The organism is Lentzea sp. NPDC060358, assembly GCF_042725365.1.
In the GTDB taxonomy this organism is placed as follows: Bacteria; Actinomycetota; Actinomycetes; order Mycobacteriales; family Pseudonocardiaceae; genus Lentzea.
Map to the genome: position 1 here is coordinate 22,351 of NZ_JBHXCW010000017.1, position 26,458 is coordinate 48,808.

Consider the following 26,458-nt stretch of genomic DNA (forward strand, 5'->3'; position numbering starts at 1 on the left):
GGCCCGGTTACCCGTTCTCGAGCTCCCTCACACCTTCCTCTTCCTCCTTCTTCTCGCCGCGGCGGCGCATGAAGCCGAAACCGGGGATGCCGAGGATGGCCTGGCGCATGTCGCTCGTGACCTCGAGCAGCTGGTGCACCTCGGGCCCGACCTTGTCCAGGGTGGCGAGGATCGGGAGGATGTCGCTGGTCAGGTGCTCGGTGAGGACCGGCAGCTCGTCGACGAGCTTGATCGCGGCCTCGACCTCCTGCGGCGAGAGCTCCTCCACGAACCGCTTCGCGAGCGGCTGGGCCTGCTTCGCGATGGGCTCGTAGATGCCGATCAGCTCGTTGGCCGTGTCCGCGGTGTGGCTCGCGGTCGTGACGACCAGTCCGGCCCGTTCCGCGACGTCGCTCGCGCTCGCCGTGATCGCGCGGACCTCGTCCACGGCCTTCTCCGCGTCCGTCACGACGTTGGCCGTGCGCTCGACCAGCTCGTCGGCCCTCGCCACGACGCCGTCGACGGCGTCGATGGTGCTGTTGACCTTGCGGACGAGTTGTTCGACCTCGCCGATGAGGTCCAGCACGCGGCTCGGGACCGCGGCGACGGCGGCCGTCGTGTCGAGGGCGGCGCCGAGCGCCTGCTTGGCCAGTCCCATGCCGGGGATCTCCATGAGCCCACTTTATTCAGGTGCGGCCTCCCGCGCGGAGCGAGCGAGGACGTGTCGGTGGTGGACCGTCCGGCTCACGGCGTTGCCCGGTTCGGCGTAGAGCCATTCGTTTTCCGGAATTGTCAGACCCCGTCATTAGTCTCACTGATGTCTGCCAGTCGGCTGACCGGACGATCCGGGAACCGTGCACCGTCCGAAGTTGTCAAAGCCGGGGGTTAGCATCCCCGGCGGGCGAGGGAGGGCGCGCGATGTCTTGGTGGCACCGGATCAGACGAGTCGTCTCCGGGGGAGGGCGGGAGTCGGCGAGTTTCGTCGCCGCTCTGCTGGGGGTGCTGGTGCTCGCGGGCGCCGCGCTCGGGCAGGGCATCTCCCGGACGTCGGTCGCGGTGTCGGACGGGCTCACCTGGCTGGGCGACGACCAGCGCGGCGAGGTCGTCCAGGTCAACCCCGTGTCGGGCAAGCCGCAGACGCGCCTGCAGATCAGCGGCCCCGACTCGCAGCTCGAGATCGCGCAGGAGGACGGCCGGCTGATCGTCCTGAACCGGCGCACCGGCGAGATCACCGTCATCGACCTCGCCACGCTGCTCGCGTCCGGCCGCCGCCAGGCTCCTCCCGGCGCGACGAGCAAGGTCCTCGTGTCCAACGGCATGGTGTTCGTCGTCGACCGCGCCGCCGGCACGGTGCACACCGCCGACCCGCTCACGCTGGCCGACATCGGCCAGACCTGGCAGGCCGGCCAGCCGCTCGCCGACGCCGTCGTGGACGAGCGCGGCGTGCTGTGGCTGGTCGACCACGGCGGCACGCTGCGCTCGCTCGACTGGTCCGACGACCAGGAGCGGTTCGAGGAGCGGTCGCACCGGCAGGTCAGCGGCGCCGGTCCCCGCACGGTGCTCGTGCCGCACGACCAGGGCGTCACGCTGATCGGTCTCGACGGCGGCGTCGTGGTGCGCGACGGCACGGGCGAGGACGTGTCGCGGTCGACCGACCGCACCGATGCCGAGGTGATCGCGGCGCAGCGGGCGCCGGCGGACCTCGTGCCCGCGTCGGTGCCCGACTCGTCCGCGGTCGTGCTCGTCGTCGACGGTCAGGTGCAGCGCGTGGACGTGGGGGCGCTGGGGTGCCCGAAGCCGGGCCGCCCCGCGGTGTTCCGCGACAAGGTCTACGTGCCCTGCAAGGGCTCCGGCAAGGTCATCGTCCTCGACCGCGGCGGCAAGCGCGGCGGCGACGACGTCCGCACGTCCGGCGGGTCCGACCCCGAGCTGGTGTTCGACGACGGCCGGTTGTTCGTGAACGTGCCGGGCTCCTCCACGGGCGTGCTGGTCGACGCCGACGGCGCCACGCGGTCGCTGACGATCCGCAGCCCCGAGCTGCCGGTGAAGGACCCGGACCGCTCGCCGCCGCCGTCGGTGCCGCCGCCCCCGCCGCCGAACCCGAACGAGCCGGTGAAGCCGCCGCGCAACCCCGGCAACAGCGGCACCAACGGCACCGGTCCGACCACGGAGGTCCCGCCCCCGCCGTCGTCCGCGCCCCCGTCGTCGTCCTCCGGTGGCGCCGCCCCGGCCGCGCCCGCGGGCGTGACGGTCAGGGAGAAGTCGCGCAGCGGTTCGGCGCTGGTCGTGACGGTGAGCTGGAGCGCGGCCGCGTCGGCCGACCCGATCGTGGGCTACACGGTCTCCGGGTCCGGCTCGTTCAGCGGCGGCTCGGTGTCGGCCCAGGTCTCGGGCACCTCGACCGACCTCTCGGTGCCGTGCACCGGGTCGAGCTTCTGCACGGGCGGCCGGCTCGACGTGACGGTGCGCGGGTCGACGGCCTCGCAGGCCGGTGCGGCGGGCATGGCGGCGTTCACCGTGTCGCCGCCCGCGACCACGAACCCGCCGAACACCCCGCCGCCCAACACGCCGCCGCCGGTGACGACCACGACGACCCCGCCCTACACCCCGCCGCCCACGACGACCACGACGACCCCGCCGCCTCCACCGCCGCTGCCGACCGCGGGTGCCACGGTGATCACCGGGGCTACCGGCGCCCGCACGCTGCCGACGCGCCGGCTGACCCTGAGTCCACCAGCCGACTGGGCGAGCCACAACGGCCGGTGCGAGGTCGTGAACAAGACGTACGGGTACTCGGTCGGCATCGCGTGCAACGCCACGTCGGCGACGATCGAGGTCGACGAAGGCAGCAACGCGCTGGTCGTGCGGGCCTATGCGGCGACCGGTGCCGGCCAGGTCGACTCGGCCCAGCGGAACGTGATCTTCACCTACGACGAGTGCGCCGGGAAGCCGAACTGCATCCCGAAGATGGCGCCCGCCGGTGCGGGGACCGCGCCGATGGGCGCGGGTGGTCTTGGCTTGCTGGCGTGCGCGTTCCTGCTGCGCATCGGTGTTCGGAAGGAAGACGAGAAGTGATCGACACCGGTGAGGTCTCCGCCTTCCGCGACCTGCACACGCGCCTCGGCGACGCGGTCGAGGCCGCGGTGCGCGGCAAGCGCGACGTTGTCGACCTGGTGCTCGTGGCCATGTTCGCGGGTGGCCACGTGCTGCTCGAGGACGTGCCGGGCACGGGCAAGACGACACTGGCCCGTGCCGTGGCCGGTGCCCTGGGCGGCATCTCGCGGCGCGTGCAGTTCACGCCCGACCTGCTGCCGTCCGACGTCACGGGCACCTCGGTCTACGACCCGCAGACGGGCCAGATCCGGTTCCGGCCGGGTCCGGTGTTCGCGAACATCGTGCTGGCCGACGAGATCAACCGCGCCGCGGCCAAGACGCAGTCCGCGCTGCTCGAGGTGATGGAGGAGCGGACCGTCACGATCGACGGCGTCGGGCACGCGGTGCCGGACCCGTTCCTGGTGGTGGCGACGCAGAACCCGATCGACCTCGACGGCACGTACCGACTGCCGGAGGCGCAGCTCGACCGGTTCATGCTGCGCACCTCGATCGGCTACCCGTCGGTCGAGGACGAGCTCGACGTGCTGCGCCCCGGCAGCGGCGCCGGCCGGATCGCCGACGTGCGCACGGTGACGTCGCCGCGCGAGGTGAGCGCGTTCAGCGGCCGGTTGCAGCAGCTGCACGTGGCCGACCCGATCCTGCAGTACATCTCGTCGCTGGGCGCGGGCACGCGTGGCGACGAACGACTGCGCCTGGGCACCTCGACGCGTGGTCTGCGCACGCTCGTGCGGTGCGCCCAGGTGTACGCGGCGTCGAAGGGCCGGCACTTCGTGGTGCCGCAGGACGTCCAGGACGTCGCCGAGCCGGTGCTGGCCCACCGCCTGGTGCTGACCAGGGAGAGCGTGCTGGCGGGCGTGACGACGTCCGAGGTGCTGGCCGACGTGCTCTCGCACGTGGCGGTGCCCAAGCCCGCGGCGCAATGAGACTCACCGTGCGCGGCACCGGCACGGCGGTGCTGGGCCTGCTGATGCTCGGGTTCGGGCTGTGGTGGCGCTACGCGGGCATGGCGGCGTTCGGGCTGGCGCTGACCGCGCTGGTGGTCGCGTCCGCGGTGTCGGTGCTGGTGGCGTCGCCGCTGACGGTGTCGCGCACCGTCCGCCCCCGCACGGTGCCGCGCCTGGCGCGGTGCAGCGGCCGCCTGGAGCTGTCGGCCGTGGGCCGCTGGCCGGTGGCGCTGGACGCCGTCGACCAGGTGGCGGGCGCGCCCATGTCCGTGGACGTGCCGCTGCTGAAGCCCGGCGCGGTCGAGGCGGTCGACTACGCGATCCCGACCGAACGCCGCGGCGTGTTCGACGTGGGCCCGCTGACGTTGCGCCGCAAGGGCCTGGCCAGTCTCGCACAGGCCCGCACCGTGCTGGGCGAGGTCGTGCAGGTGCGGGTCGTGCCGCGCGTGCTGCCGGTCCGCGGCCTGCCCTCGGGAGCCCGCCGCGGCCAGGTGGGCGCCGACGAACGGGTGGAGCGCGGCGGCACCGACCTGGTGGGCCTGCGCGAGTACGTGCCGGGCGACGACCTGAGGCGCCTGCACTGGGCGACGTCCGCGCGCACCGGCACCCTGATGATCCGCGAGGACGCCGACCCGGCCCGCCCGCACCTGGCCGTCCTGCTCGACGACAACGCCGCCTCCTACGAGGACGCCCAGCGCTTCGAGGAGGCCGTGGAGGTGGCCGCCTCCCTGGTCACCTCGGCCCTGGACCAGGGCCACCCGGTGCGGCTGCTGACCTCGTCCGGCGGCACCGACCGCGAGGAGAACCAGGACTCGGCCCCGCTCCTCGCGGCCCTGGCCGACCTGGAACTGCAGGACGTGGACGGCCGCCCGACCGTGCCGGTGCGCGACCTGGACGTGGTGGCCGTGATCAGCGGCAAGCAGGTCCCCGCCCTCGTGCTGGAGGCGGGCAGGGCGGCGTTCGGCACCGTGCTGGTGGTCGACGAGCAGCGCCCGGCGAGCGCGTCCGGCTCGGTGCTGGTGATCAGCGGGCCCAGGGCGGAGGACCTGGTGGACGCGTGGAACGCGGTGGTGGCCCGATGAGCCGCGCACAGGTGGTGCTGGTGGCGGGCCGGGGTCGGCTTGGCGCGGCTGTGGTGGCGGCGGGCCGGGGCCAGTTCGGCTCGGCCGTGCTGGTCGCGGGCCAGCCCGGCTTGACCGTGCCCAGGCAGAAGCTCCCGACCTCCGCCGCACCCGAAACCACCGCTCTCACCGCTCTCACCGCCCCCGCCGCACCTGGGACCACCGCCTCCACCGCTCCCACCGCCTCCACCGGCGCGCGTCCCACCAGCCCGCCCCACCCGGCGGTGACCCGATGAGCGAAACGCGAGCCACACCGGCGGCCACCCGGCTGAGCGGCGCCCTCAAGTACGCGTGGGTCTGCGCGGTCGTCCTCGTCGGCGCCCTCCAGCTGGCCCAGGCCTGGGACGGCGCGTACGTCTACTTCGGACTGGCCGCGTTCACCGGTTTCCTGGCCCTGCTCCTCACGCGGTGGGTCCCGGCGGGCCTGGCCGCGCTGGCCGTCATGGTCCTCGCCCTGGCAGCGGGGTTCTTCGCGGCGAAGGGCGCGTCGCCGGACCGCGATCCCACCTGGGTCCTGCTCGACACCGTTCCCAGGCTGCTGACCGCGGCCCGGCCGGCGCCGGCGACGCCCGAGCTGCTCGTGCCCGGACTGCTGCTGGTCATCGGCGTCTCGACGGGCGCGGTGCTGTCGGTGGCCAAGCGGAACACGGCGCTCTTCGTGCCCGCGCTGGGCGCGGCGAGCCTCTACGTCAGTGCCGCGCTGCTCACCACCGGCCGTGCCGACCGCTACGGGCTCGTGGCGCTCGTCCTGGTGGTGCTGCTCGCCCTGGGGTGGCTCGTCATCGACCGGCGCGGGCCCGTCGTGCCGCCCGCGGTGCTCGCGACGGCGCTGGCGGCGTTGACGCTGCTCGCGTTCGTGCTGCCCACCAACGGGTTCGAGCCGCGCAGACTCGTCACGCCGCCGATCACCGACATCGCCATCTCGAACCCGCTGCCGCAGCTCGCCGCCTGGGCCGCGCAGGGGGACGCCGAGCTCTTCCGGATGCGCGGGCCCGAGGTGCCGGTGCGCCTGGTGACGCTCAGCCGCTACACCGGCGCGTCGTGGGAGGCGGCCGCCACGTACGGGCCGCTCGGTGTCGTGGACGCGCCCGACCTGCCCCTCGGCGGCAAGACGCAGGCCGCGAGCGCCGACCTGGTGATCACCGGCCTGCAGGGCGAGTGGCTGCCTGGTGTCGGGAAGCCGCAGGCGGTGTCGCTCAGCGACGCCATGGTGGACCCGGACACCGGTTCGCTCGTGGTCGCCGAGGGCATCCGGACCGGGCTCAGCTACACGGTCCGCGGCGTCGTGGAGACGCCGGCCGACGCCGACCTGGCCGAGGCGCAGGTGCCGGCCGACGCGACGAGGTACACGGCGTTGCCGCGCCTGCCGTTCACGCTGGCCGACTACGCGCGGCAGGCGACGGCCAACGCGCGCACGCCGTACGAGAAGGCCGTGGCGCTGGAACAGGTCGTGCGGCTCAACCGCCGCCCGGACGCCGAGGCGCCCGTCGGGTCGTCGTACGCGCGGCTGGAGACGTTCCTGTTCGGCGCGCCGGGGGAGTCCGGTGCGGGGGCGGGCACGGCGGAGCAGTTCGCGTCGGCGTACGCGGTGCTCGCCCGCGCGGTCGGCCTGCCGACGCGCGTGGTGGTCGGCTTCCAGCCGGTGCCGGAGCAGAACGGCGAACGGGTCGTGCGCGCCGCCGACGCCACGGCCTGGCCCGAGGTGTACTTCAGCGGCTGGGGCTGGGTCGCCTTCGACCCGGTGTCGGGCAACGGAAGCGGCCCCAGCGCCGCCTCCAAGCGCGAGGTGCTGAACCGGCTGGCCTCCACGACCGCGAAGCCGACGCCGACGTCGTTGCCGTCCGTGCCGCCACTGGTGCAGCCGACGGCCGTCCAGCCCGACGCGCAGGCCGCTCCCGCGGCACCGAAGGGTTTCCCGTTCTGGGTGCTGACACCGGTGCTGGTGCTGGTCGTCCTCTACGCGGCACGCACGTCGCGCCGCCTGAGGCTGCGCTCGGCGGGACCGGTGGGCGCGTGGAACGAGGTGCTGGACGCGCTGCAGCTGGCCGGCCGGAAGCCCGAGCCCAGTCGCACGGTGCCGGACGTCGGCCGCGACTGGGGCGAGCCGGGACGGCAGCTCGCCGTGCTGGTGGACCAGGCCGCCTTCGCGCCGCAGCCCGCCCAGGCGGGACCGAGCTGGACGCTGGCCCGGCAGGTGCGCAAGGCGGTGCGGCGCAAGGCTTCCTGGTGGCGCAAGGTGGTGTGGGCGGTGGATCCGCGCCCGTTGTTCCGGCGCTGACGAACCGGCGCCGACGAACCGGCGTCAGCGCACGACCTGGGCCGCGATGCAGTTGCGGCCCGGCACCTTGAGCAACGCCTCGCACAGGCCGGGCGCCACCACCGACGGGAACGGGCCGATCCAGATGAACTGGGTGAACCTCGTGTCGTCGGGGACGATGGCGGAGCAGACGTCGTCCCGCCGGCTCAGGAACGCCGTCTGGTCCCTGAGCGCCGGGTTCGCGCTCTCCCGGTACTGCACCCACAGCGACTCGTAGTCCAGCAGCACCTTGACCTCCTCCGCCCGCATCGCACCCTCGAGCGAGTGCAGGACGAGCACGGACGAGCCGGGGTCGCAGGGCATGTCGGAGTACTCGAGCTGGACGGGCTCGGTGCGGGGGGAGGGCGAAGCGCTGGTGCCGGCGGGTGTGGACGGCGAGAGGCTGCCGCCGATCAGCAGGCCGATGCCGATCCCGACGGCGAGCGGGACGGCTGCCAACGCCACGAGTGTTCGGCGCTTGAGTCCACGGGCGAACAGCGGTGGGCCGGCATAACGAGCGCTTTGCACGCGGGGGACCGTACGCCAGTGCGTGCACGCGCAACAACGCGGCCTCGAAACGTCAATTCTTGTTGGCGCAGACTTTCGCGGAGCTGCCGCGTTCGCCGCTGTAGCCGAATGCCGCGATCTGGAAGCAACGCCGCGAACCGCCACCGTCGTCGATGACGTACTTCGTGCCACCACCGGTCACGCGGGTCACCGCGACCGGTTTCGCGCCGGTCACGTCGATCACCACGAACTCGGCCTGCCCGCCGCTCGGGTCGCTCCACTCGAGCTCGATCGCCTTGCCCGCGTACTCCGCGCGCTTGAGCACGGGGATGAACTTCGGGTCGGTGTTGGGTGGCGGGCCCGCGTCGGCCGACTCGGACGTCGGCACGGGGATCGTCGTGGTCGTGGTCGTGACCGGCGGCTGGGCCTGCTGCCGGTCGTCGGGGCGGTTCAGGATCAGGCCCGCCAGCACGCCACCGGTCACCGCGATCACGGCCAGCAGCGCGAGCACGCCGCCGCGCTTGGCCTTGCGGACCGGTGCCGTCATCGGCTCCGGCGGGGGCAGGTCCACGGTCGGCAGCACCGCGACCGGCGGCGGGGGAGGTGGCGCGGGGACGTGGTCGGTGCGGCGGTAGGTCAGGTCCTCGAGACGCCCCCGCCAGGAGTCGTCGGTCTCCGGTTCCGGTTCGGGCTCGGGTTCCGGCTCGGGGACGAAGCCGCGCGGGCCGAAGCCGGGCGCCTCGGTCGGGCCCTCGGGGTAGAACTCCGCGCGCTCGCCCAGCACCGCCGTCGAGTCGGGGTCCACAATGGACACGGCACTGCCGGAGGCGACCGCCGCCAGCGCGTCGCGCAGCTCCAGCGCCGAGCCATAGCGCTCCGCGCGGTCCTTGCGCAGGCAGCGGTTGAGCACGGCGACGAGCGAGGCCGGCACGTCGAACCGCGTCAGCGGGCGAGGTTCGGAGTTGCTCACGCGGCCGACGTAGGACAGCAGCGTGTCCTCGTCCGGGTTGTCCGACGCGAACGGCGGCTTGCCCTCCAGCAACGTGAAGAGCGTCGAGCCGAGCGACCAGAGGTCGTCCGCGAACGACGGAGTGGCGCCCTCGATCATCTGCGGGGCGGCGTGCCGGTAGCTGACCATCTGCAGCGACGCGGAGTGGCCCGCGTCGGCGCCGCGCGCGATGCCGAAGTCGGCCAGCACGTAGGAGGTGGGCAGCACCAGGACGTTCTGCGGCTTCACGTCGCGGTGCAGGATGCCCTGGCCGTGCGCGAACGCCAGCGCATCGGCCACCGCGACGCCCGCCGCCACCACGTCCGCGACCGGCAACGGGCCCATGGCGCGCAACCGGTCGTGCAGCGAGCCGCGTTCGTAGAACTCCATGACGATGCACATGCGGCCGTCGGGCAGCGTGCCCGTGTCGAGGACGGTGACGATGTGCGGGTGCTGCCGCCCGAGCTCGACGGTGATCGCGAGCTCGCGGCGGAACCGCGCCACCGTCGCCGGGTCGCTCACCTGCAGCACCTTGACGGCGACGTCGCGGCCCAGGCCGTCCTGGCGGGCGCGGTAGATCGTGCCCTCGCCGCCCTGCGCGATCACGCGGAAGCCGCTGTAGCCGGGCAACGCGATCTCGGGAGCCTGCGGGGCGCCCTGCGCGGGCGCCCAGGCCATCAGATCGTCGTCCACCGGCGGATCCTAACCCGGAGCGGTCACCTCACCGCCGGACGTTCGGTGCGAACGCCCCGCCGGGTTCGGTCAGTCGCCGACCACCTTCACCTGGAACCCCAACGTCTGCAGCATCCCGGTCAGCATCACGCGGGTGTTGTCCTCGGCGCGCTTGAGCAGCTCGGACTGCCGGGCGGCCTCGGCGAGCTTGGCCTCCGCCGCGACGTAGAACTTCTGCTGGTCGGGAGGCCCCGCCAGGGCCTGCAGGTCGTTGATGAGACCGCGTTCCTGGCTGAAGACGTACGACTTGTCGTGGTGCATGTTCGGCTTGTCGAGCTGCGGCTTCGGCAGCCTCAGCTCGACGGTCTTGCGGTCCGGGGAGACGACGAGCCCGTCGTCCTTCAGCGTCGAGAAGTCGACGTAGGCGTTCACGGACCCGGCCGCGACGAACAACGTGCGTTCACCCGCGAGCGCATCGGGTACCCACTTCACGTCGTTCTCGATGTCGAGCACGACCTGGAACTCGCCCGCCGCGGCGTGGAACTGGCTGAGGTCGCGCACCGACTTCAGCACCGCCGGCTGGCTGCGGTCGATCGTCTCCTCCTCGCCGAAGAGGCCGAACGGCTTGAACTGCCCGAAGACGAACACCGCCGAACCGAGGACGATGAGAACGGCTGCGACCAAAGCTCCACGCGTCATCCAGCGCCTGTACACCTTGCAGGAGTACCCGTGAGGTGATGCGCGCACACGGTCCGTATGGGCTAATCGACCCGTGCGGAATCAGTTCCGTGTCCACATGGTTGGCTTGGACGAGACTGGAACGAGTGCTTCAGGAGGCGTGCGGTGGACCCGGAGAACCTGTACGAGGTGGACTCGGAGGTGCCGGACCTGACAGGCGCGGTGCTGCTGCACCACTTCGAGGGCTTCATGGACGCCGGCGCCGCGGGCCGGCTGCTCGCCGAGCACCTGCTGGAGACCCTGGAGAGCCGCGTCGTCGCCCGCTTCGACGTCGACGGCCTGATCGACTACCGCTCGCGCCGCCCGCTGATGACCTACGCGACCGACCACTGGGAGGACTACGCCGCCCCCGAACTGGTCGTGCACCTGCTCTTCGACAGCGCCGGGCACCCGTTCCTGCTGCTCAAGGGCGTGGAGCCGGACCGCGGGTGGGAGGCGTTCATCGAGGCCGTGCGCTCGCTGGTCGACCGGTGGGGCGTCCGCCTGACCCTGGGCTTCCACGGCATCCCGATGGGCGTGCCGCACACCCGGCCGCTGAACGTCATCGGCCACGCCACCCGCCCCGAGCTCGTGTCGGAGTACCAGCCGTTCTTCAACCGCGTGCAGGTGCCGGGCAACGTGTCCGGCCTGCTGGAGTTCCGCCTCGGCCAGGCGGGCCACGACGCGATGGGCTTCGCCGCCCAGGTGCCGCACTACCTCGCGCAGTCGCAGTACCCGACCGCCGCCGTCACGCTGCTCGACGCCGTCGCGCGCGCCACGGGTCTCGCCCTGCCCATCGGCTCGCTCGTCGAGGCGTCCCAGGCCGCCGACGCGGAGATCCACCGCCAGGTGGCGGAGTCGGAGGAGGTGGCCCAGGTGGTGGAAGCGCTCGAGCGGCAGTACGACGCCTTCATCCAGACTGTCGGCACCACCGACATCCCCAGCGCGGACGAACTGGGCGCCGAGTTCGAACGGTTCCTCGCCGAGCAGCAGCGTCCGCCGGACCACCTGTAGGAGCTCCCGATGGCCACCTGGGACGACGTGCACAGGATCGCCACCTCCATGCCCGACGTGACGGAGCGGGTCCGGGAGGGCGTCGTCGACTGGAGGGTCGCGGAGAAGCTGTTCGTCTGGGAACGCCCGCTGCGGGGCACCGACCTGGCCGCGCTGGGCGCCGCCGCGCCGTCGGGGCCGATCCTGGCGGCGCGGGTGCCGGACCTCGGCGCCAAGGAGGCGCTGCTCGCCTCCGACGAGGCCGTGTACTTCACGACGCCGCACTTCCACGGCTACCCGGCGGTCCTGGTGCGGCTGGAGCACATCGGGGTGGGCGAGCTGGAGGAGCTGATCGTGGAGGCGTGGCACGCGCGGGCCCGGCACCGGTAGACACTCGGTTCGTGGAGTTCTTCTGCTTTCACCGCGACCGGCCCGGTTCGCTCCCGCTGCGCGAACAGCTCGTCGAACGGCACTGGTCCTACATGGACGCGTTCGAGCTGATCGCGCGCGGGCCCACGTTCTCCGGCGGGGTCCTCACCGGCAGCGTGCACGTCGTGGACGTGCCGGACGCGGCCGCGGCGCGGGCGTTCGCGTTCGACGAGCCGAACCACCAGGCCGGTGCGTACCGGGACGTGCTGGTGCGCCGGTGGCGCAACGCTCTCGGGCGGACGATGTGGGACTTCCCCGGCGGCCGGGAGGGCGGCGGTCACCTCGTCCTCGGGTTCGGAGCGGGGGAGCCCGCGGACCTCGTGCCGCCGCGCACCGACGAGCTGATCGCGTACGGACCGCTGCTGTCCGACGACGGCACCGCGTGGCTCGGCACCGCCGCGCTGGTCAGGTCGGCCGACCCCGCGTCGGTGCTGACCCGTGACCGCTACGACGCCGTCGAGGTCCACGAGTGGGAGTTCGGCGGCCGGCGTTAGCGCTCCAGCGACCGGTCGAACACGTTGATCAGCAGGAACACCGCGCTCACCACGACGAGGAACACCGTGAGCGCGTGCAGCCCGGCCGTGTCGACGTGGCTGCCGAAGACGAGGCCCTGCACGGACGCCGTGACGATCGCGCCGAGGTAGACGAACGTGCGCAGCAGTCCGGCCGAGGCGGCGACGCGGGACGGGTCGGCCTGCCGGTACACGGCGTGTTGCAGCGTGAGGCCGTTGAGGCCCTGCGGGACGCCGCTGACCAGCACGACGACCAGGAGCATCCACAGTGGACTGTCCGGGTGCAGTGCGAGGACGAGCAGGCACACGGCGAGCTGGACGGCGGAGGCGACGACGAGCTTGCCGCGCAGGGCCTGGCTGCGGCCCGTCAGCGCGGCGACGCCGACGGCCGTGGCGAACAGCGGCAGCAGCAGGAGGCCCGCCTGGCTCGGCGACAGGCCGCGGCCGGCCTGCAACCACTGCGTGAACCCGTAGATGAACCCGTACGCCACGATGTTTGCGAGCAACGCACGCACGTAGGTGATCAGCAGCGGTGCGTTCAGGCCGCGCAGGTCGACCAACGGCCGGCGTTCCCGGGGACGCGGTGCGTCGCGCGGGAAGTACCGCCACCCCAGCACGAACGCCGCCAGCGCCAGCGGGATGTTGATCGCGAGGGTCGTGCGCCAGCCGCCGGCGTCGACCAGCAGGCCGCCGAGCGGCGGACCGATGACCGCGACGGTCTGCGTGGAGATCGCGAGGACCGTGAGCACGCCGCCCGGGCTGTCCTCGCCGGTGCGGTCGGCCTCGTCGCGCAGCAGGCGCATCGCGGCCGGGTAGCCCGCGCAGGTGCCGAGGCCGAGCAGCACGCGGGCCACGACCAGCACGAGCAGGTTCGGTGCGAGGGTGCCGAGCACGCCGCCGAGGCCGACGAGGGCGGTGGCGGGCAGGAACAGCCGGCGCGGGCCGTAGGTGTCGATCAGGCGGCCGGTCACCGGCTGGCCGATCGCGGTGGCCACGTACAGGGCCGTGACCAGCCACGCCGTCCGCGACGGCGGTTCGCCGAACGCCACGCCGATCGGCACCAGCGCGACGGACAGGATCGTCGAGTTGATCGGGTTGAGGACCGCGCCCGCGACCAGCGGGGTGATCAGCCGGCGGTCGAACCCGCTCATTCGTCCACCACGCGCTCCAGCAGCGCGACGGCCTCGTCGATCACCCGCCGCTCGGCCTCGGTGAACCGCTGCGCGAGCGCCTCGGTCAGCCACCCGAGCCGCTGGTCCCGCGCACCCCGGGCGGCCGCGCGGCCCGCGTCCGTGAGCGCGATCAGCGTGCGCCGCCCGTCCTCGGGGTCGGGTGAGCGGGCGATGAGGCCCAGGTCGTGCAGGCCGGCGAGGGTCTTGGCCATGGACTGCGGCCTCACCCGCTCGGCACCGGCCAGCCGGCTCGCGGTCGACGGCTCGTCCAGCAGCAGCAACCGGGCCAGCGCCGAGGCCTGGGGTGCGCTCAGGTCGTGCACCGACGACTCGTCCTGGAGCTTGCGCCGCAGCCGCTGGACGAAGACGCGCAGGCGCTGGTTGAGCGCGGCGGGATCGGTCACGATCGACAGCCTAGACTGCGCAGTCCGAACTGAACAGCCTGGGCTGTCTACTTCAGTAGCGGACGAACCGGTAGTGCAGCCCCGTGCTCGACTCCCGCCACTCACCGGTCTCGACCGGCTCCCGGTCCACGACTGGTGCGTACGTGTCGCCCTCGAACGGCTCGCGGATCTCCGTCACCTCGACGCGGTCGGCGAACGGCAGCGTCGCCGCGTAGACCGCCGACCCGCCCATCACCCACAGGTCGCCGGTGACGTCCGCGAGTGCCTTCTCCAGCGAGCCGAACGTCTCCGCGCCCTCCTGCGGCGTCCGGGACAGGACGAGGTTCCGCCGGCCCGGCAGCGGCCGGAACCGGGGCGGCAGCGACTCCCACGTGCGGCGGCCCATCAGCACGGCCGAGCCCGCGGTGATCTCGCGGAAGTGCTTCATGTCCTCGGGGACGTGCCATGGGATCGCGTTGTCGCGGCCGATGACGCCGTTCGCGGCCTGGGCCCAGATCAGCCCGATCACACCGCCACCGGCGCCTTGATGCCGGGGTGCGGGTGGTAGCCGACGATCTCGAAGTCCTCGTACGCGTAGTCGAACAGGCTGGGGGCCGCGGCCATCTCGAGTGCCGGGAAGTCCCGTGGGTCCCGGCTGAGCTGCAGCTCGACCTGCTCGACGTGGTTGTCGTAGACGTGGCAGTCGCCGCCGGTCCAGATGAAGTCGCCGACGCCGAGCCCGGTCTGCGCGGCGACCATGTGCGTCAGCAGCGCGTAGGAGGCGATGTTGAACGGCACGCCGAGGAACAGGTCCGCGCTGCGCTGGTAGAGCTGGCACGACAGCTTGCCGTCGGCCACGTAGAACTGGAAGAACGCGTGGCACGGCGGCAGCGCCATCTGCGCGATCTCGCCGACGTTCCAGGCGGAGACCACGATCCGGCGCGAGTCCGGGTTCGTCCTCAGCGTCTTCAGGACCTCGGAGATCTGGTCGACGTGCCCGCCGTCCGGGGTCGGCCACGAGCGCCACTGCACGCCGTAGACCGGGCCCAGTTCGCCCTCGGGGGACGCCCACTCGTCCCAGATGGACACGCCGTGCTCCTGCAGCCACCGCACGTTGGAGTCGCCGCGCAGGAACCACAGCAGCTCGTACGCGATCGACTTGAAGTGCACCTTCTTCGTCGTGATCAGCGGGAAGCCCGCGGCGAGCGGGTAGCGCAGCTGGTGGCCGAAGATCGACCGCGTGCCGGTGCCGGTGCGGTCCTCCTTGCGCACGCCCTCCTTCAGGACATGGCGAAGCAGGTCTTCGTACTGCGTATCGGGCATGCGAGCACCCTAACTCCAGCGGTTGATCATGGTGAGGCCTGCCACGTCCTTCCGGACCGCGATGGAGAACGTCTCCGCGGGGTGGCCGAGGGGCACCATCGCGGCGATCTCCCACCCGTCCGGCACGCCGAGCAGGTCGAGCGTCTCGGCCTGGTGGATGCGGATCACCGTGGTCAGCGTCGTGCCGAGCCCCAGCGCCCGCGCGGCCAGGCAGAAGTTCTGCACGGCCGGGTAGACCGACGCGGCGACCGGCCCGATGTCGACGCCCTCCACCAGCGACTCCTGGCGCGGCATGAGGAAGAACACGATGACCGGGACCGCGGCCAGGGTGCGCGCTAGGTGGAACGCGGACCGGCCGATGCGCTTGCCGACGGCGTCGGTGGGGCGGTCCGGCATCGCCGCCGCGTACCGGCCGAACGCGCTCAGGTACAGCTCGCCCAGCTTCGTGCGCAGGTCCGGGTCGGTGACCACGAGGTAGCGGGTCGGCTGCACGTTGCCGCCCGACGGCGCCTGCTGGGCCGCGCGCAGGCACGTCCACAGGTCGGCCTCGGCCACCGGTTCGGCGGTGAAGCGGCGGATCGCGCGCGTGGTCATGATCGCTTCGAGCGCGTCCATCAGAACCTCGTCATGTCCGGGCCGAGCCCCAGCTTGAGCATCGAATAGGTCTCCAGCATGCGGCGCGACACGACCGTGTGCTGCGCTGCCACGTGCACGTCCCGCAGGCAGCGCTGCAACGCCGACGACTCGAACACCGAGGTGCCGCCGCCCGCCGCGAACGCCTTCTGCGCCACCCCGGTGGCCTCGCCCGCCGCGAACGAGCAGGCGAGCCGCAGCCGTGCCTTCACCGCGTCCGGGGTCTGCTCGCCGTGGACCGCGTGGTCCCAGGCCGCGCCCAGCGCCTCGTGCAGGAACGCCGTCGCCGCCGACAACCGCGCCTCCATCAGCGCGATCTCGATCTGCACGCCGGTCTGCTCGGCGAGGCGGACGGTCGCGTACTGAGGGGTTTTCTCGGCTGCGAGGGCCTCGATCTCGTCGATCGCGCGGCGAGCCACACCCAGGCACACGGACGCGACGCCCACGGCCAGGAAGCTGAAGTAGGGGAACATCGTGATCGGGCCCTCGATGCCGGGCGTGATCCCGATCGGCCAGAGGGCGCGCCGCGCCGGCAGGAACGCGTCGGCGACGGAGAACTCGTGCGAACTGGTCGCGCGCAGCCCGGCGGCGTGCCACGTGTCGTGGACGGTGACGTCGGAACGCGGATACACGGCCAGACGCGGTCCCTCGGGCGTCAAGGTGCCGCCGATGACCCACGACGAGTACGCGACCGCGCTGCCCCAGCCCCACCGGCCGGTCACGCGGTACCCGCCGTCCGCCGCCACGGCCCTGCCCAGCGGCGCGGCGGTCCCGGCGATCAGCGCGCGCCGGTCGCCGAACACTTCGTCGGCCGCGTCCTGCGGCAGGTACCAGGCGAGCGACGACGAGCTGGTGGTCGTCATCGCGGTCCACCCGGCCGAGCCGTCGGACCGCGAGAGCTCCTGGACCTCCCGGCTCCAGCCGGGCAGGTCGAGCTCGGCGCCGCCGTAGCGCTTCGGGGCGATCACGCGGTGCACGCCGGCGTCGACGAGCGCGGCGAGCACCGGTTCGGTGAGGGCGCGCTGCCGTTCGGCCTGCGGCGCCTCGGCGCGGATCAGGGCGTGGAGATCCATGCGGGCGATCTTGCTTCACCGGTCACAGCTTGGCGAGCGCCTCAACGAGTGGCTTGAGTTCGGGGACGTCGCCCGCCTCGGAGAGTGACGCGGAGAGCACCTCGTCGTGCGTCGGGCGGGCGTCGGCGAGCAGGGCGTGCCCCTTTTCGGTGACCTCGGTGTAGATGCCGCGCCGGTCGGTGGGGCAGAGGTAGCGCGCGAGCAGGCCGCGGTCCTCCAGCCGGGTGACCAGGCGCGTCGTGGCCGACTGGCTGAGCACGACGGCGTTGGAGAGCTGGTTCATCCGAAGGTGGAACCCGTCCTGGCGGTTGAGCACGTCGAGAACGGTGTACTCGCTCACGGAAAGCTCGTGGGCCTTCTGCAGCGCTCTCTCGAGACGGTCCTCGATGCGCGCGTGCAACGCCGCGAGCGTGCGCCAGCCCTGCGCGCGCGCCTGGACGGCGTCGTCGTCCAGTGACATAGGTCAACCCTTCTCGAATAGACAGCGTCTGCAACTATTGCGTACGCTTGTAATCGTCTTCAGCAAGTCTACCGGGGAGAGACATGGATCTGTCGGGACGCACGGCCCTCGTGACGGGCTCGACCGCGGGCATCGGCTTCGCGACCGCCGAGGGCCTGCTCAAGGCGGGTGCCTCCGTGGTCGTCACCGGCCGCGCCGAGGAGCGCGTGGCCGAGGCGGTCGGCAAGCTCGGCACCCACGGCGACGTGCGCGGCGTCGCGACCGACCTCGCGACCGCGGAGGGCGCGGCCGACCTGGTCGCGCAGGTGCCCGACGTCGACGTGCTGGTCAACAACCTGGGCATCTACGGCGCGCGGCCGGTGTTCGAGATCGACGACGCCGAGTGGCAGCGGTTCTTCGACACCAACGTCATGTCCGGTGTCCGCCTGGCCCGGCACTACACGCCCCGCATGGTCGAGCGCGGCTGGGGCCGGGTGATCTTCGTGAGCAGCGAGTCGTCCGTCTTCACGCCCACCGAGATGGTCCACTACGGCATGACGAAGACCGCGCAGCTCGCGATCTCCCGCGGCATGGCCCAGGAGGTCAAGGGCACGGGCGTGACGGTGAACTCGGTGCTGCCCGGCCCGACGCTCACGCCCGGTGTTGAGGAGTTCATCCGCGACCGCGTGGGCGAGGGCGGCGAGGCGGAGTTCGTCCGCACCGAACGCCCGACCCTGCTGCTGGGCCGGCTGATCCGCCCGCACGAGGTCGCGAACCTCATCACCTACGTCGCGTCGGACCTGTCGTCCGCGACGACCGGAGCCGCGTTGCGCGTCGACGGCGGCACCGCTCCGACGCTCATCCCCTGATCGAGTGAGGATTTCGTCTTGAACAACGTCAAGCTCAACAACGGCGTCACCATGCCCCAGCTCGGCTTCGGCGTCTGGCAGGTGCCCGACGCGGAGGCCACCCCCGCCGTCGCGGAGGCGCTCAAGGCGGGCTACCGCAGCATCGACACCGCGGCCGCCTACGGCAACGAACGCGGCACCGGTGCGGCGATCGCGCAGTCCGATGTGGACCGTGCCGACGTCTTCGTCACCACCAAGCTGTGGAACGACGACCACGGCTACGACAACACGCTCCGCGCGTTCGACGCCTCGCTGGACAAGCTCGGCCTCGACGTGCTCGACCTGTACCTGATCCACTGGCCGACCCCGGCCCGCGACGACTACGTCGACACCTGGAAGGCGTTCGTCGAGCTGCAGAAGGAGGGCCGCGTCCGCGCGATCGGCGTCTCCAACTTCCAGCCCGCCCACCTGCGCCGCCTGGCCGACGAGACCGGCGTCGTGCCCGCGGTCAACCAGATCGAGCTGCACCCGTACTTCCAGCAGGCCGAGCTGCGCGCGTTCCACGCCGAGCACGGCATCCAGACCGAGGCGTGGTCGCCGCTCGGCCAGGGCGGCGAGCTGCTGTCGGACCCGGTGGTGGCGGAGATCGCCTCGCGCCACGGCCGCTCCGCCGCGCAGGTCGTGCTGCGCTGGCACCTGCAGATCGGCAACGTGGTGATCCCGAAGTCGGTGACGCCGGCGCGGATCCGGGAGAACATCGCGGTGACCGACTTCGAGCTGTCGGGGGAGGAGATCGCCGCTCTGTCCACTCTGGACCGGGGCGGGCGCATCGGCCCGAACCCGGACGAGCTCAACTGAGCCGCTGACAGCACGAAGCCCCGGCCCGCCTCTCCCGCGGCCCGGGGCTTCGCCGGCAACGAGCCCGAAGGACACGGGCTCGCACGTCTGTCAGGCCCGCATCACGGTCGCGATCGGGATCCGGGCCGCCCGCACGGCCGGGATCAACCCGCCGAGCACACCGGCGACGAGACCGGCGATCACACCCGCGACGCCCGCCTCCCACGGGAAGGCCGTGCCCTGCAACGACGGGAAGCGGTCGCCGAACATCGCCAGCGCCACCCGCAGGCCCACCGCTCCCGTGCCGATGGCGAGGGCCGCCGTCAGCAGGCCGGTCAGCAGGGTCTCGGCGAGCACGATGCCCGCGAGCAGCATGCGGGACATGCCCACCGCGCGGCGCAGCGCGAACTCCTCGACCCGTTCGCCGACGGTCGCGAGGCCCACGTTCAGGATGCCCGCGACGCCGATCAGCAGCACCAGGAACGCCATGCCGAGGAAGATCAGCCGCATGATCCGCAGCTGGGACTCCATGCGCTCCTTGGAGTTGACCGGCTCGAAGTGGACCTGCTCCCGCGTCAGCCCGGCGCCGGTCAGCTTCGCCTGCAGCAGCCGCTGCAGGTCCTGCGAGCCGGGCTGGAGGTAGACCTCGAGCTGGGTGGGGCCGCCGCGCAGCCGGCTCAGGCCCTCGCTGCTCGACTCGGCCGCCGCCGGCATCCACGTGCGCAGCTCGTCGAGGCGCATGAACACGCGCGGCTGGGAGCTGCCGTCGTCCACCACGCCGATGATCTGCGGCGTCACGTGGTGCGTCGCTCCCTCGATCATCATCTCGCCGGGGATCTGGTACTGGGTCAGGCCGGTCGCGGCCTCCTTGTTCAGCACGATCCTGGGGGCGAGCGCCGGCGCGGTCGCGAACTCGAGCCAGCTGCCGGAGACCGGCCGGTACGGCTTGAACGGGATGATGTCGCCGGTCAGCGCGACCATGCTGACCTCGATGGCCTGGCCGTCGGGCTTCTTCTCCTGCGGCTTCTCCTCCTCGCAGCGGCCGTACCGGTCGCAGTACACCATCGGGCCGCCGTAGTAGTCGCCGCCGCGGTTGGCGTACTTGAACGGCGAGCCGCCCTCGTTGATCGGGCGCACGCCCGGTTCGCCGATGATCGCCTGCGAGCTGACCGCGGCGATCGCGTCCGAACGGCCCTTCAGGGTGCTCTCGACGATCCCCGCCGCGCCCTTCTCACCGGGGATGTAGCCCCTCACCGTGCCGTCCTTGCCCGACTGCAGCTCGACGTCGGTGAGCATCGCGCGTTCGGCGATCTCGGAACCCGCCTGCACCGCCACGATCGCGAGCACGCCGAGGAACAGCGACACCATCGACAGGAACGTGCGCAGCTTCCGGGCGCGGATGCCCTGCCCGCCGATCACGAGGGCGGACCGGAACTTGCCGGAGAACATCAGTTGAACCGCCCGTCGCGCAGCTCCAGCACGCGGCCCATCTTGCGCGCGTGGTCGTGGTCGTGGGTGACCAGCACGAGGCCGCAGCCCCGCCTGGTCGTGTCGAGCAGCACCTCGACGACGAGGTTGCCCGTCTCGGTGTCGAGCGCGCCGGTCGGCTCGTCGGCGAGGATCACCCGCGGCCGGCGGACGAGGGCGCGGGCGATCGCGACGCGCTGCTGCTCACCGCCGGAGAGCCTGCTGGGCTTGGACTTCGCGAGGTGCGCGATGCCGACCTGCTCCAGCGCGTCCATCACCTGCTGCCTGCGCTTGCGGCGCGCGGACCAGCCCTGGCCGTTGACCAGCGCCATCGCCACGTTCTGCGCCGCGGTGAGGTGCTTGAGCAGGAAGAAGCGCTGGAACACGAACCCGAACTCGGCGCTGCGCAACGCGGCCGCCCTGCGTTCGGGGAGCTTCGTGATGTCGTTGCCGTGCAGGAAGTACTGGCCCTCGTCGGCGCGGTCGAACAGGCCGAGCAGCGACAGCAGCGTCGACTTGCCGGAGCCGGACCGGCCGAGGATCGCGACGCTCTGCCCCGCGTGGACGGTCAGGTCCACACCGGACAGGATCGTGCGCGGTTCCTCCTGTCCCTTCAGCACCTTCGTGATGCCGTTGAGCTGCAGCAGCGGAGCCGCCGCGGTGACCTGGGGCGCAGTCGTCATCACGACCCCGCCGGCTTCGGCTGGTCGCCGCCGCCCTGCTGCGGTTCCGGCAGGTTCGGGCCGGGGACGGCCAGCTCCTCGTCGCCGGTGAGACCCGACTTGACCTCGACGACCTTGCCGTCGGTGAGACCCAGCACCACGTCGGTGGTGCGGCGGGAGCCGTCCGGCTGCAGCACGTCGACCTTGCCCTTGCCCTGCTGGCCCGCCACGGCCTCGACCGGCACGACCAGCGCCTGCGCGGCCTTGCCGGTGGTCACCTCGATCGACGCGGTGGCGCCGTTGATCATCTGCACGTCACCGGGGGCGGTGCACACGATCCGCAGGCCGGTGGACGCGCTCGGCGTCTGCGGCTGACCCTCGTCCTTCGGCGTCTTAGGTGCCTGCGGCGCGCCCGTGCCCTCGGTCTTCGTGTCCTGCGTGACCGGCGGCTTCTCCGGGACGGTGCCCTGCGGCAGCGCGGCGATCGTGCCGAGCACGGTGCACGGGAACGGGCCGGGCCCGTTCTTGATCTGCGCCGTCACGTCGGTGAGCGCGCCGCTGATCTTGTAGGCCTGCGTGCCGTCGATGTCGGCGACCAGCGCGTACCCCACGTGCTTGGCGGACGCGATCGGCATGCCCGCCGTCACCGTGGCCTTGTCGTCGACCAGTCGTCCGCCGAACGTCGAACCGGCGGGGGCCTCCACGTAGTTCGGGGCGCCGTCCTTCCACACCGTCGCGACCCTGGTGGGCTTGGTGGGCGTGCCGTTCGGCGTCTGGAGGTCGAAGTACCGCACCTGCCCCGCCACCGGCGCGACGAGCCCGAACGTCGGGTTCATCTCGACCTTGCCCGCGATGCTGAGCTTGGTGGTCAGGTCCTGCTTGGTGGGCTTGACCTTGGTCATCGTCGTGCCGCGCGGCGCCAGTCCCGGGTTGGCCTGGTCCTGGCCCGACGGGCTGCACGCAGCCACGCCCACCGCGACCAGCGCGCAGAACGGCGCCAGAAGAATTTTGCGCACGAAATGTCCCCCATGTCGATTCGGCCAACCTACCGATAAGGACACCTGATGTGCCGTCGAGGTTGCATCGGACTTTCGGCCGATCCCGCATCGACCGCGTGGCCACGGGTACTCGGTCGCCGACCGGAAGGAGAACACCTGTGAATGCGCTTGCCGTCGTGACCGGTGCGTCCAGTGGGATAGGCTGCGAACTCGCGAAAGTCCTCGGTGACAACGGGTTCGACCTCGTCGTCGTGGCGGAGGACGAGCGGATCGAGGACACCGCCGCCCAGATCGCGTTGCGGTGCGGGGGAGTGCGGGTCGAACCGCTGCGGGCCGACCTGACCACTCACGAGGGCGTCGAGTCCGTGGTCAGCCGCCTGCGCGCCGCGGGCAGGCCGGTGGACGTGCTCGCGGTCAACGCGGGCGTGGGCGTCGGCGGCGACTTCGTGCGCGACACCTCGCTCGGCGACAACCTCGAGATCGTCGACCTGAACGTCCGTTCGGCCGTGCTTCTGACGCACCGCCTGCTCGGCGGCATGGTGGACCGGGGGAAGGGCAGGGTCCTCTTCACCTCCTCCGTCGCCGCCACCGCGCCCGGCCCGTTCCACTCGGTCTACGCGGCCTCCAAGGCGTTCCTGGCCTCGTTCGCCCAGGGCCTGCGCGAGGAGCTGCGCGACACCGGCGTCTCCGTCACCACGCTGATGCCCGGCCCGACCGACACGGAGTTCTTCGACCGCGCCGGGATGCAGGACACCAAGGTGGCGACGGGCGACAAGGACGACCCGGCCGAGGTCGCGCGGCAGGGCGTCGAGGCGTTGATGAGGGGCGACGACCACGTGGTGGCGGGCTCGCTGCGGAACAAGGTCCAGGCCGTCGCCGGCAAGGTCGCGCCCGACCCCGTCAAGGCGAGAATGATGCGCTCGATGACCGAGCCGGGCTCGGCCGACTCGTGACGCGGATCAGGCAGGCGTACGGACAGGGCAGGCCGCTGCCCGGGTACCTCCTGGCCATCGGCGGCTACGCGGCCCTGGTCGGTGCCGTCGCGGCGGCCGGGCGTCTCACCGGCGTCCGGCTGCCCCGGCGGTTCTCGTTCGGCGACACCGTGCTCATCTCCGTCGCGACGCACAAGGCCAGCCGGCTGCTCACGAAGGAGGCGGTGACCAGTCCGCTCAGGGCGCCGTTCACGCGCTACGAGGCGCCGGCGGGACACGCGGAGCTCAAGGAGTCCCCGCGCGAGGACGACCCGGCGCGGCACGCGATCGGCGAGCTGCTCACGTGCCCGTTCTGCGCGGGCGTGTGGATCGCGAGCGGGCTGACCGCGGGCCTGGTGTTCGCGCCGCGGCTCACGCGCCTGGTGTCGACGGCGCTCACCGCCGTCGCCGCGTCGGACGCGCTGAACCTGGTGTACGACAAGCTGAAGTCGTGACGGCGCACTGAGCCGGTACATCCTCGCTTACCCGCGAAAACGCCGGGAAAACGCTTGTTTCAAGGCGATCGGGCGGGGGATACCACCGTGGTGAGGCTGCTCAGAGCACCAGGCGTCTACACGCCCCAAGAAGACACCGGTCTCCTCGTGGAGGCGATGCACGCGGCCGCGATCCCCGCGGGAGCGAGCGTGCTGGACATCGGCACCGGCACCGGAGCGCTTGCCATGGCGGCGATCCGGGCCGGTGCCGCGCGGGTGACCGGTGTGGACGTGTCCCGGCGTGCCGTGTGGACCGCCCGCGTCAACGCCGTGCTGCAACGGATGCCGCTCAAGGTCAAGCTGGGCAACGCCCTGGACGTGATCTCGGACGAGCGCTTCGACCTGGTGCTCGCCAACCCGCCCTACGTACCCGCGGCAAGCGCTTGCGCCGCAACGGGTCCGGCCAGGGCGTGGGACGCGGGACTGGACGGCCGCCAGCTGCTCGACCCGCTGTGCGCCGGGGTGCGCGACCTCCTGGTGCCCGGCGGGGTGCTGCTGGTGGTCCACTCGGCACTGTGCGGGGTGGACACGACGCTGCGGCAGCTGCGGGACAGCGGGCTGAAGGCGTCGGTGGTGCAGCGCCGCCGGATCCCGTTCGGACCGGTCATGCGCGGCCGGATCGACCACCTGGAGCGCAACGGCCTGATCGAGCCCGGCGAACGACACGAGGAACTGGTGGTGATCCGAGGTGACCGGCCAGAACGCCCGCAGGGTGACGGTGGTGCCGAACGGGCCGGTGCTCGTTGAGGGACCGGTGGAACTCGTCACCGACGACGGCCGGACGCACACCAGCGACCGGTTCGTGGTCGCGGTGTGCGCCTGCCGGCGCAGCAAGCGCTACCCGTTCTGCGACACCAGCCACCGCAAGCGCGTGCGCAGCGACGACTCACCGGACCGCCACGACGACAGCAGGTGATCCGCGAGCCGCTGCTCCAGCAGCTCGGTCGCCTGGACGCCGAACACGACGTCCGCCCGCAACGAGGGTTCCTGCTCCAGCAACGACCCGATGACGTCACGCCGCATGACCTGCTCGTGCACGGCATCGGCCTCGATGTGCTCGGTGAAGAACTCGACGCAGCGCGGGTCGGCCCCGAGCCGGCCCAGCGCCTGCGCCATGCGGTGCGCACTCGGGCCCGTCGTGATCTCGGCAGCGGCGAAGTGCCCGACGAGCGCGCCCCGCAGCGACCGGTGCAGCCCGAACAGCGACATCATGTTCACGATGGCGATCGCGGGCGCGGGCACGTCGTCCAGGTACGCCAGGTAGTCCGCCGACATCCCGGCGCCCTCGAGCAGGTCCGCGTAGAGCCGCTGGTGCATCCGGTCGGCCCTGCCGCCGCCGAACTCGTCGAACTCCACCGCGACCAGCGCCGCCTTGGCCCTGCCGCGCAACCGCGGGATCACCCACGCGTGGGGATCGGCCTCCTTGTGGTGGTAGACCGACCGGTGCGCGAAGTACTCGCGCATCTCGTCCCAGGTCCCGTCGTCGCGCAGGTGGTGCGAGACGCCGGAGCCGGGGACGTGCTCGACGAGCAGGGCGTCCAGTTCGGACTCCAGGTCGTCGCCACCGTCCACCCCCGACCGCAGCGCGCCCAGGAACGCCTGCTCGGCCCGGCCGCGCAGGCGCAGCAGCTCCGTGTCCCACTCCCAGGCGGGGTCCACGCCGTCGAAGCCGCCGTAGTGCAGCTCGTACATCACGTGCAGGGCGATCGTCAGGTCCTCGCCGAAGGGGTCCGCGGCGGAGAACCGGAGCGCCCGGCCGGTGCGGTCCCGGCTCAGCGTGTCGATCACGGCCTCGGACAACGGGCCGCGCGGGGAGGGAAGCTTCACCACGGGGTCATACCCTCCGTTCGACGAGGTCATGCACCAGCGCGAGCTCGCCGCGTTCCCCCAGTGCCGGGGTCACGTGGTCCACCAGGCGCTCGAGCAGGTCCGTCGCGGGCACCCGGCACTCGCGCCACGGGTCGACGCCCGCGCCGTCCAGGCCGTACCGGGAGGCCGCCCAGACGGCCGCCGCGCACACGTCGTCGCGCACCGGGGGCAACTCGTCGCCCCGGCACGCCGTGTGCACCAGGGCGCGGCTCAGGGCCGCCTGCAGCACCGCGTCGTCGACGGTCTCGGCGGCGTCGGCGCAGCGGAACTCGACGGTCGGCAGCTTGGGGGACAACCGGATCAGCCAGAACGTCTGGGCGGCGTCCACGAGCGTGCCGCACGCGACCATCCGCGCGACCTGCGCGTCGTGGTCGGCCGGTCCCGAGAACACCGGTGGCACCCCGGAACCGGGGAAGCGGGACTGCTCGACCATCCGCCAGCTCGCGTACCCGTGGTCCGCGGAGTTGGCCGAGAGCGCGAGCAGCGTGGGCAGCCACGGGCGCGCGTGGTTGAGGACGCGGACGCCGGTCTCGCGGTCCGGCACGCCCACGTGCACGTGGCACCCGCTCGCCTCGTAGTGCTCGACGACGCCCGCGTAGGTGTCGAGGACCCGGCGGAACCGCGGGTTCTCCCGGCTCACGATCGGCTGTTTCGACGGTTTCGGCGGTGTGCCGCGCGAGATCAGGCCTAGCCCGGCTTCCGCGGCCGCCTCCGCGAGCGTCGCCCGGGCCTGCCGCAACGCCTCGCCGAGGGCGGCGACCGACGTGCACGGACCCGTCGCGGCCTCCACCTGCGTGCCCGCGAACTCGGCGTGGAACTTGGTCAGCTCCGTGTCCCGGACGCGCGCGAGCACCGCGTCGGCCCGCACCGAGGTGCGTCCGGAGGCGGTGTCGACGAGCAGGAACTCCTCTTCCACGCCAACGGTGTCGGCGCACTGCGGCACGTTCGCCAAGCACGGCTCCTCGAAGTCCGGTCGTGGGCGTCGGTCGAGGAGCGGCTACCCGGCGGAGGTAGGGG

At 72.3% G+C, this 26,458-nt stretch carries 30 protein-coding genes; 14 read left to right on the top strand and 16 right to left on the bottom strand.

The features are described from left to right. Positions 1-7: 7 nt before the first annotated feature. Positions 8-652, bottom strand: coding sequence for a hypothetical protein (locus ACFWGZ_RS06065; RefSeq protein WP_382450355.1), 645 nt, complete (start codon positions 650-652; stop codon positions 8-10). 245 nt (positions 653-897) lie between these two features. On the opposite strand from ACFWGZ_RS06065, the gene ACFWGZ_RS06070 reads away from it, so the two are divergent. The 5 genes from ACFWGZ_RS06070 to ACFWGZ_RS06090 are packed head-to-tail and all read left to right on the top strand — an operon-like array spanning position 898 to position 7,436. Further along, positions 898-3,054, top strand: a complete 2,157-nt coding sequence (locus ACFWGZ_RS06070; protein ID WP_382450356.1) for a hypothetical protein — start codon at positions 898-900, stop codon at positions 3,052-3,054. Further along, on the top strand, positions 3,051-4,016 hold the full coding sequence (locus ACFWGZ_RS06075) for an AAA family ATPase (protein WP_382450357.1): 966 nt from the start codon (positions 3,051-3,053) through the stop codon (positions 4,014-4,016). The genes ACFWGZ_RS06070 and ACFWGZ_RS06075 overlap by 4 nt, the downstream gene beginning before the upstream one ends. Next, on the top strand, positions 4,013-5,119 hold the full coding sequence (locus ACFWGZ_RS06080) for a DUF58 domain-containing protein (protein ID WP_382450358.1): 1,107 nt from the start codon (positions 4,013-4,015) through the stop codon (positions 5,117-5,119). Before ACFWGZ_RS06075 ends, ACFWGZ_RS06080 begins: the two co-directional genes overlap by 4 nt. Beyond that, positions 5,116-5,394, top strand: a complete 279-nt coding sequence (locus ACFWGZ_RS06085) for a hypothetical protein (protein WP_382450359.1) — start codon at positions 5,116-5,118, stop codon at positions 5,392-5,394. The genes ACFWGZ_RS06080 and ACFWGZ_RS06085 overlap by 4 nt, the downstream gene beginning before the upstream one ends. Continuing rightward, positions 5,391-7,436: a transglutaminase domain-containing protein gene (locus tag ACFWGZ_RS06090; RefSeq protein ID WP_382450360.1), complete on the top strand. Its 2,046-nt coding sequence runs from the start codon at positions 5,391-5,393 to the stop codon at positions 7,434-7,436. Before ACFWGZ_RS06085 ends, ACFWGZ_RS06090 begins: the two co-directional genes overlap by 4 nt. A gap of 24 nt (positions 7,437-7,460) precedes the next feature. Here the strand turns inward: ACFWGZ_RS06090 and ACFWGZ_RS06095 are convergent, their stop codons facing one another. The 3 genes from ACFWGZ_RS06095 to ACFWGZ_RS06105 all read right to left on the bottom strand — a co-directional run bounded on the left by ACFWGZ_RS06095 (position 7,461) and on the right by ACFWGZ_RS06105 (position 10,305). Next, positions 7,461-7,913 (bottom strand): hypothetical protein, encoded by a 453-nt coding sequence (locus ACFWGZ_RS06095; protein WP_382450361.1) that lies wholly within the window; start codon positions 7,911-7,913, stop codon positions 7,461-7,463. A 121-nt stretch (positions 7,914-8,034) separates the two neighbouring features. Next, positions 8,035-9,642: a serine/threonine-protein kinase gene (locus tag ACFWGZ_RS06100; protein WP_382450362.1), complete on the bottom strand. Its 1,608-nt coding sequence runs from the start codon at positions 9,640-9,642 to the stop codon at positions 8,035-8,037. A 69-nt stretch (positions 9,643-9,711) separates the two neighbouring features. Then, positions 9,712-10,305: a DUF4230 domain-containing protein gene (locus ACFWGZ_RS06105; protein WP_382450363.1), complete on the bottom strand. Its 594-nt coding sequence runs from the start codon at positions 10,303-10,305 to the stop codon at positions 9,712-9,714. A 159-nt stretch (positions 10,306-10,464) separates the two neighbouring features. Between ACFWGZ_RS06105 and ACFWGZ_RS06110 the strand changes: the two genes are divergently transcribed. The 3 genes from ACFWGZ_RS06110 to ACFWGZ_RS06120 are packed head-to-tail and all read left to right on the top strand — an operon-like array spanning position 10,465 to position 12,254. Further along, positions 10,465-11,352 carry a proteasome assembly chaperone family protein gene (locus ACFWGZ_RS06110; protein WP_382450364.1) on the top strand — a complete coding sequence of 296 codons (888 nt, stop codon included), beginning with the start codon at positions 10,465-10,467 and terminating at the stop codon, positions 11,350-11,352. A gap of 9 nt (positions 11,353-11,361) precedes the next feature. After that, a complete protein-coding gene (locus ACFWGZ_RS06115; protein WP_382450365.1) occupies positions 11,362-11,721 on the top strand; it encodes an MmcQ/YjbR family DNA-binding protein in 360 nt (119 codons plus the stop codon). Between the two features lie 11 nt (positions 11,722-11,732). Further along, complete coding sequence (locus ACFWGZ_RS06120; protein WP_382450366.1) at positions 11,733-12,254, top strand: YciI family protein; 522 nt, start codon at positions 11,733-11,735, stop codon at positions 12,252-12,254. Here the strand turns inward: ACFWGZ_RS06120 and ACFWGZ_RS06125 are convergent. Genes ACFWGZ_RS06125 through ACFWGZ_RS06155 form a run of 7 tightly spaced genes read right to left on the bottom strand, consistent with a single transcriptional unit; the run spans position 12,251 to position 17,316 of the window. Next, positions 12,251-13,423, bottom strand: coding sequence for an MFS transporter (locus ACFWGZ_RS06125; RefSeq protein WP_382450367.1), 1,173 nt, complete (start codon positions 13,421-13,423; stop codon positions 12,251-12,253). The two genes, ACFWGZ_RS06120 and ACFWGZ_RS06125, sit on opposite strands and share 4 nt — an antisense overlap. Next, positions 13,420-13,848, bottom strand: a complete 429-nt coding sequence (locus ACFWGZ_RS06130) for a MarR family winged helix-turn-helix transcriptional regulator (RefSeq protein ID WP_382450368.1) — start codon at positions 13,846-13,848, stop codon at positions 13,420-13,422. Before ACFWGZ_RS06130 ends, ACFWGZ_RS06125 begins: the two co-directional genes overlap by 4 nt. Before the next feature lie 52 nt (positions 13,849-13,900). Next, positions 13,901-14,356, bottom strand: a complete 456-nt coding sequence (locus tag ACFWGZ_RS06135; protein WP_382450369.1) for a dihydrofolate reductase — start codon at positions 14,354-14,356, stop codon at positions 13,901-13,903. Continuing rightward, positions 14,353-15,150 (bottom strand): thymidylate synthase, encoded by a 798-nt coding sequence (locus tag ACFWGZ_RS06140; RefSeq protein ID WP_382450370.1) that lies wholly within the window; start codon positions 15,148-15,150, stop codon positions 14,353-14,355. Before ACFWGZ_RS06140 ends, ACFWGZ_RS06135 begins: the two co-directional genes overlap by 4 nt. 9 nt (positions 15,151-15,159) lie before the next feature. Continuing rightward, a complete protein-coding gene (locus ACFWGZ_RS06145) occupies positions 15,160-15,765 on the bottom strand; it encodes a nitroreductase family protein (protein WP_382450371.1) in 606 nt (201 codons plus the stop codon). Further along, the gene (locus ACFWGZ_RS06150; RefSeq protein WP_382450372.1) at positions 15,765-16,856 is read right to left on the bottom strand and encodes an acyl-CoA dehydrogenase family protein; all 1,092 of its coding nucleotides are present in this window, start codon (positions 16,854-16,856) and stop codon (positions 15,765-15,767) included. Before ACFWGZ_RS06150 ends, ACFWGZ_RS06145 begins: the two co-directional genes overlap by 1 nt. Before the next feature lie 22 nt (positions 16,857-16,878). After that, on the bottom strand, positions 16,879-17,316 hold the full coding sequence (locus tag ACFWGZ_RS06155) for a MarR family winged helix-turn-helix transcriptional regulator (RefSeq protein ID WP_382450373.1): 438 nt from the start codon (positions 17,314-17,316) through the stop codon (positions 16,879-16,881). An 83-nt stretch (positions 17,317-17,399) separates the two neighbouring features. Between ACFWGZ_RS06155 and ACFWGZ_RS06160 the strand changes: the two genes are divergently transcribed. Continuing rightward, positions 17,400-18,164: an SDR family NAD(P)-dependent oxidoreductase gene (locus ACFWGZ_RS06160; RefSeq protein ID WP_382450374.1), complete on the top strand. Its 765-nt coding sequence runs from the start codon at positions 17,400-17,402 to the stop codon at positions 18,162-18,164. A 51-nt stretch (positions 18,165-18,215) separates the two neighbouring features. Then, on the top strand, positions 18,216-19,001 hold the full coding sequence (locus tag ACFWGZ_RS06165; RefSeq protein WP_382450394.1) for an aldo/keto reductase: 786 nt from the start codon (positions 18,216-18,218) through the stop codon (positions 18,999-19,001). A gap of 90 nt (positions 19,002-19,091) precedes the next feature. Here ACFWGZ_RS06165 and ACFWGZ_RS06170 read toward each other — a convergent pair whose 3' ends face one another. Genes ACFWGZ_RS06170 through ACFWGZ_RS06180 form a run of 3 tightly spaced genes read right to left on the bottom strand, consistent with a single transcriptional unit; the run spans position 19,092 to position 22,125 of the window. Continuing rightward, positions 19,092-20,429 (bottom strand): ABC transporter permease, encoded by a 1,338-nt coding sequence (locus ACFWGZ_RS06170; RefSeq protein WP_382450375.1) that lies wholly within the window; start codon positions 20,427-20,429, stop codon positions 19,092-19,094. Next, positions 20,429-21,130, bottom strand: a complete 702-nt coding sequence (locus ACFWGZ_RS06175; protein WP_382450376.1) for an ABC transporter ATP-binding protein — start codon at positions 21,128-21,130, stop codon at positions 20,429-20,431. The genes ACFWGZ_RS06170 and ACFWGZ_RS06175 overlap by 1 nt, the downstream gene beginning before the upstream one ends. Next, entirely contained in the window at positions 21,130-22,125 is a 996-nt protein-coding gene (locus tag ACFWGZ_RS06180) for an efflux RND transporter periplasmic adaptor subunit (protein ID WP_382450377.1), read from the bottom strand. Before ACFWGZ_RS06180 ends, ACFWGZ_RS06175 begins: the two co-directional genes overlap by 1 nt. Before the next feature lie 140 nt (positions 22,126-22,265). Between ACFWGZ_RS06180 and ACFWGZ_RS06185 the strand changes: the two genes are divergently transcribed. From ACFWGZ_RS06185 to ACFWGZ_RS06200, 4 genes are all read left to right on the top strand, one after another. Then, complete coding sequence (locus ACFWGZ_RS06185) at positions 22,266-23,060, top strand: SDR family NAD(P)-dependent oxidoreductase (RefSeq protein WP_382450378.1); 795 nt, start codon at positions 22,266-22,268, stop codon at positions 23,058-23,060. Continuing rightward, complete coding sequence (locus ACFWGZ_RS06190; RefSeq protein ID WP_382450379.1) at positions 23,057-23,533, top strand: DUF1360 domain-containing protein; 477 nt, start codon at positions 23,057-23,059, stop codon at positions 23,531-23,533. The genes ACFWGZ_RS06185 and ACFWGZ_RS06190 overlap by 4 nt, the downstream gene beginning before the upstream one ends. 90 nt (positions 23,534-23,623) lie before the next feature. After that, positions 23,624-24,319 carry a HemK2/MTQ2 family protein methyltransferase gene (locus tag ACFWGZ_RS06195; protein WP_382450395.1) on the top strand — a complete coding sequence of 232 codons (696 nt, stop codon included), beginning with the start codon at positions 23,624-23,626 and terminating at the stop codon, positions 24,317-24,319. Continuing rightward, complete coding sequence (locus ACFWGZ_RS06200; protein ID WP_382450380.1) at positions 24,261-24,488, top strand: CDGSH iron-sulfur domain-containing protein; 228 nt, start codon at positions 24,261-24,263, stop codon at positions 24,486-24,488. The genes ACFWGZ_RS06195 and ACFWGZ_RS06200 overlap by 59 nt, the downstream gene beginning before the upstream one ends. Here ACFWGZ_RS06200 and ACFWGZ_RS06205 read toward each other — a convergent pair. Together ACFWGZ_RS06205 and ACFWGZ_RS06210 are read right to left on the bottom strand one after the other, a co-directional pair. Continuing rightward, a complete protein-coding gene (locus ACFWGZ_RS06205) occupies positions 24,410-25,432 on the bottom strand; it encodes an iron-containing redox enzyme family protein (protein ID WP_382450381.1) in 1,023 nt (340 codons plus the stop codon). The two genes, ACFWGZ_RS06200 and ACFWGZ_RS06205, sit on opposite strands and share 79 nt — an antisense overlap. Further along, positions 25,407-26,384, bottom strand: coding sequence for a YbdK family carboxylate-amine ligase (locus tag ACFWGZ_RS06210; RefSeq protein WP_382450396.1), 978 nt, complete (start codon positions 26,382-26,384; stop codon positions 25,407-25,409). Before ACFWGZ_RS06210 ends, ACFWGZ_RS06205 begins: the two co-directional genes overlap by 26 nt. Positions 26,385-26,458 lie beyond the last annotated feature (74 nt).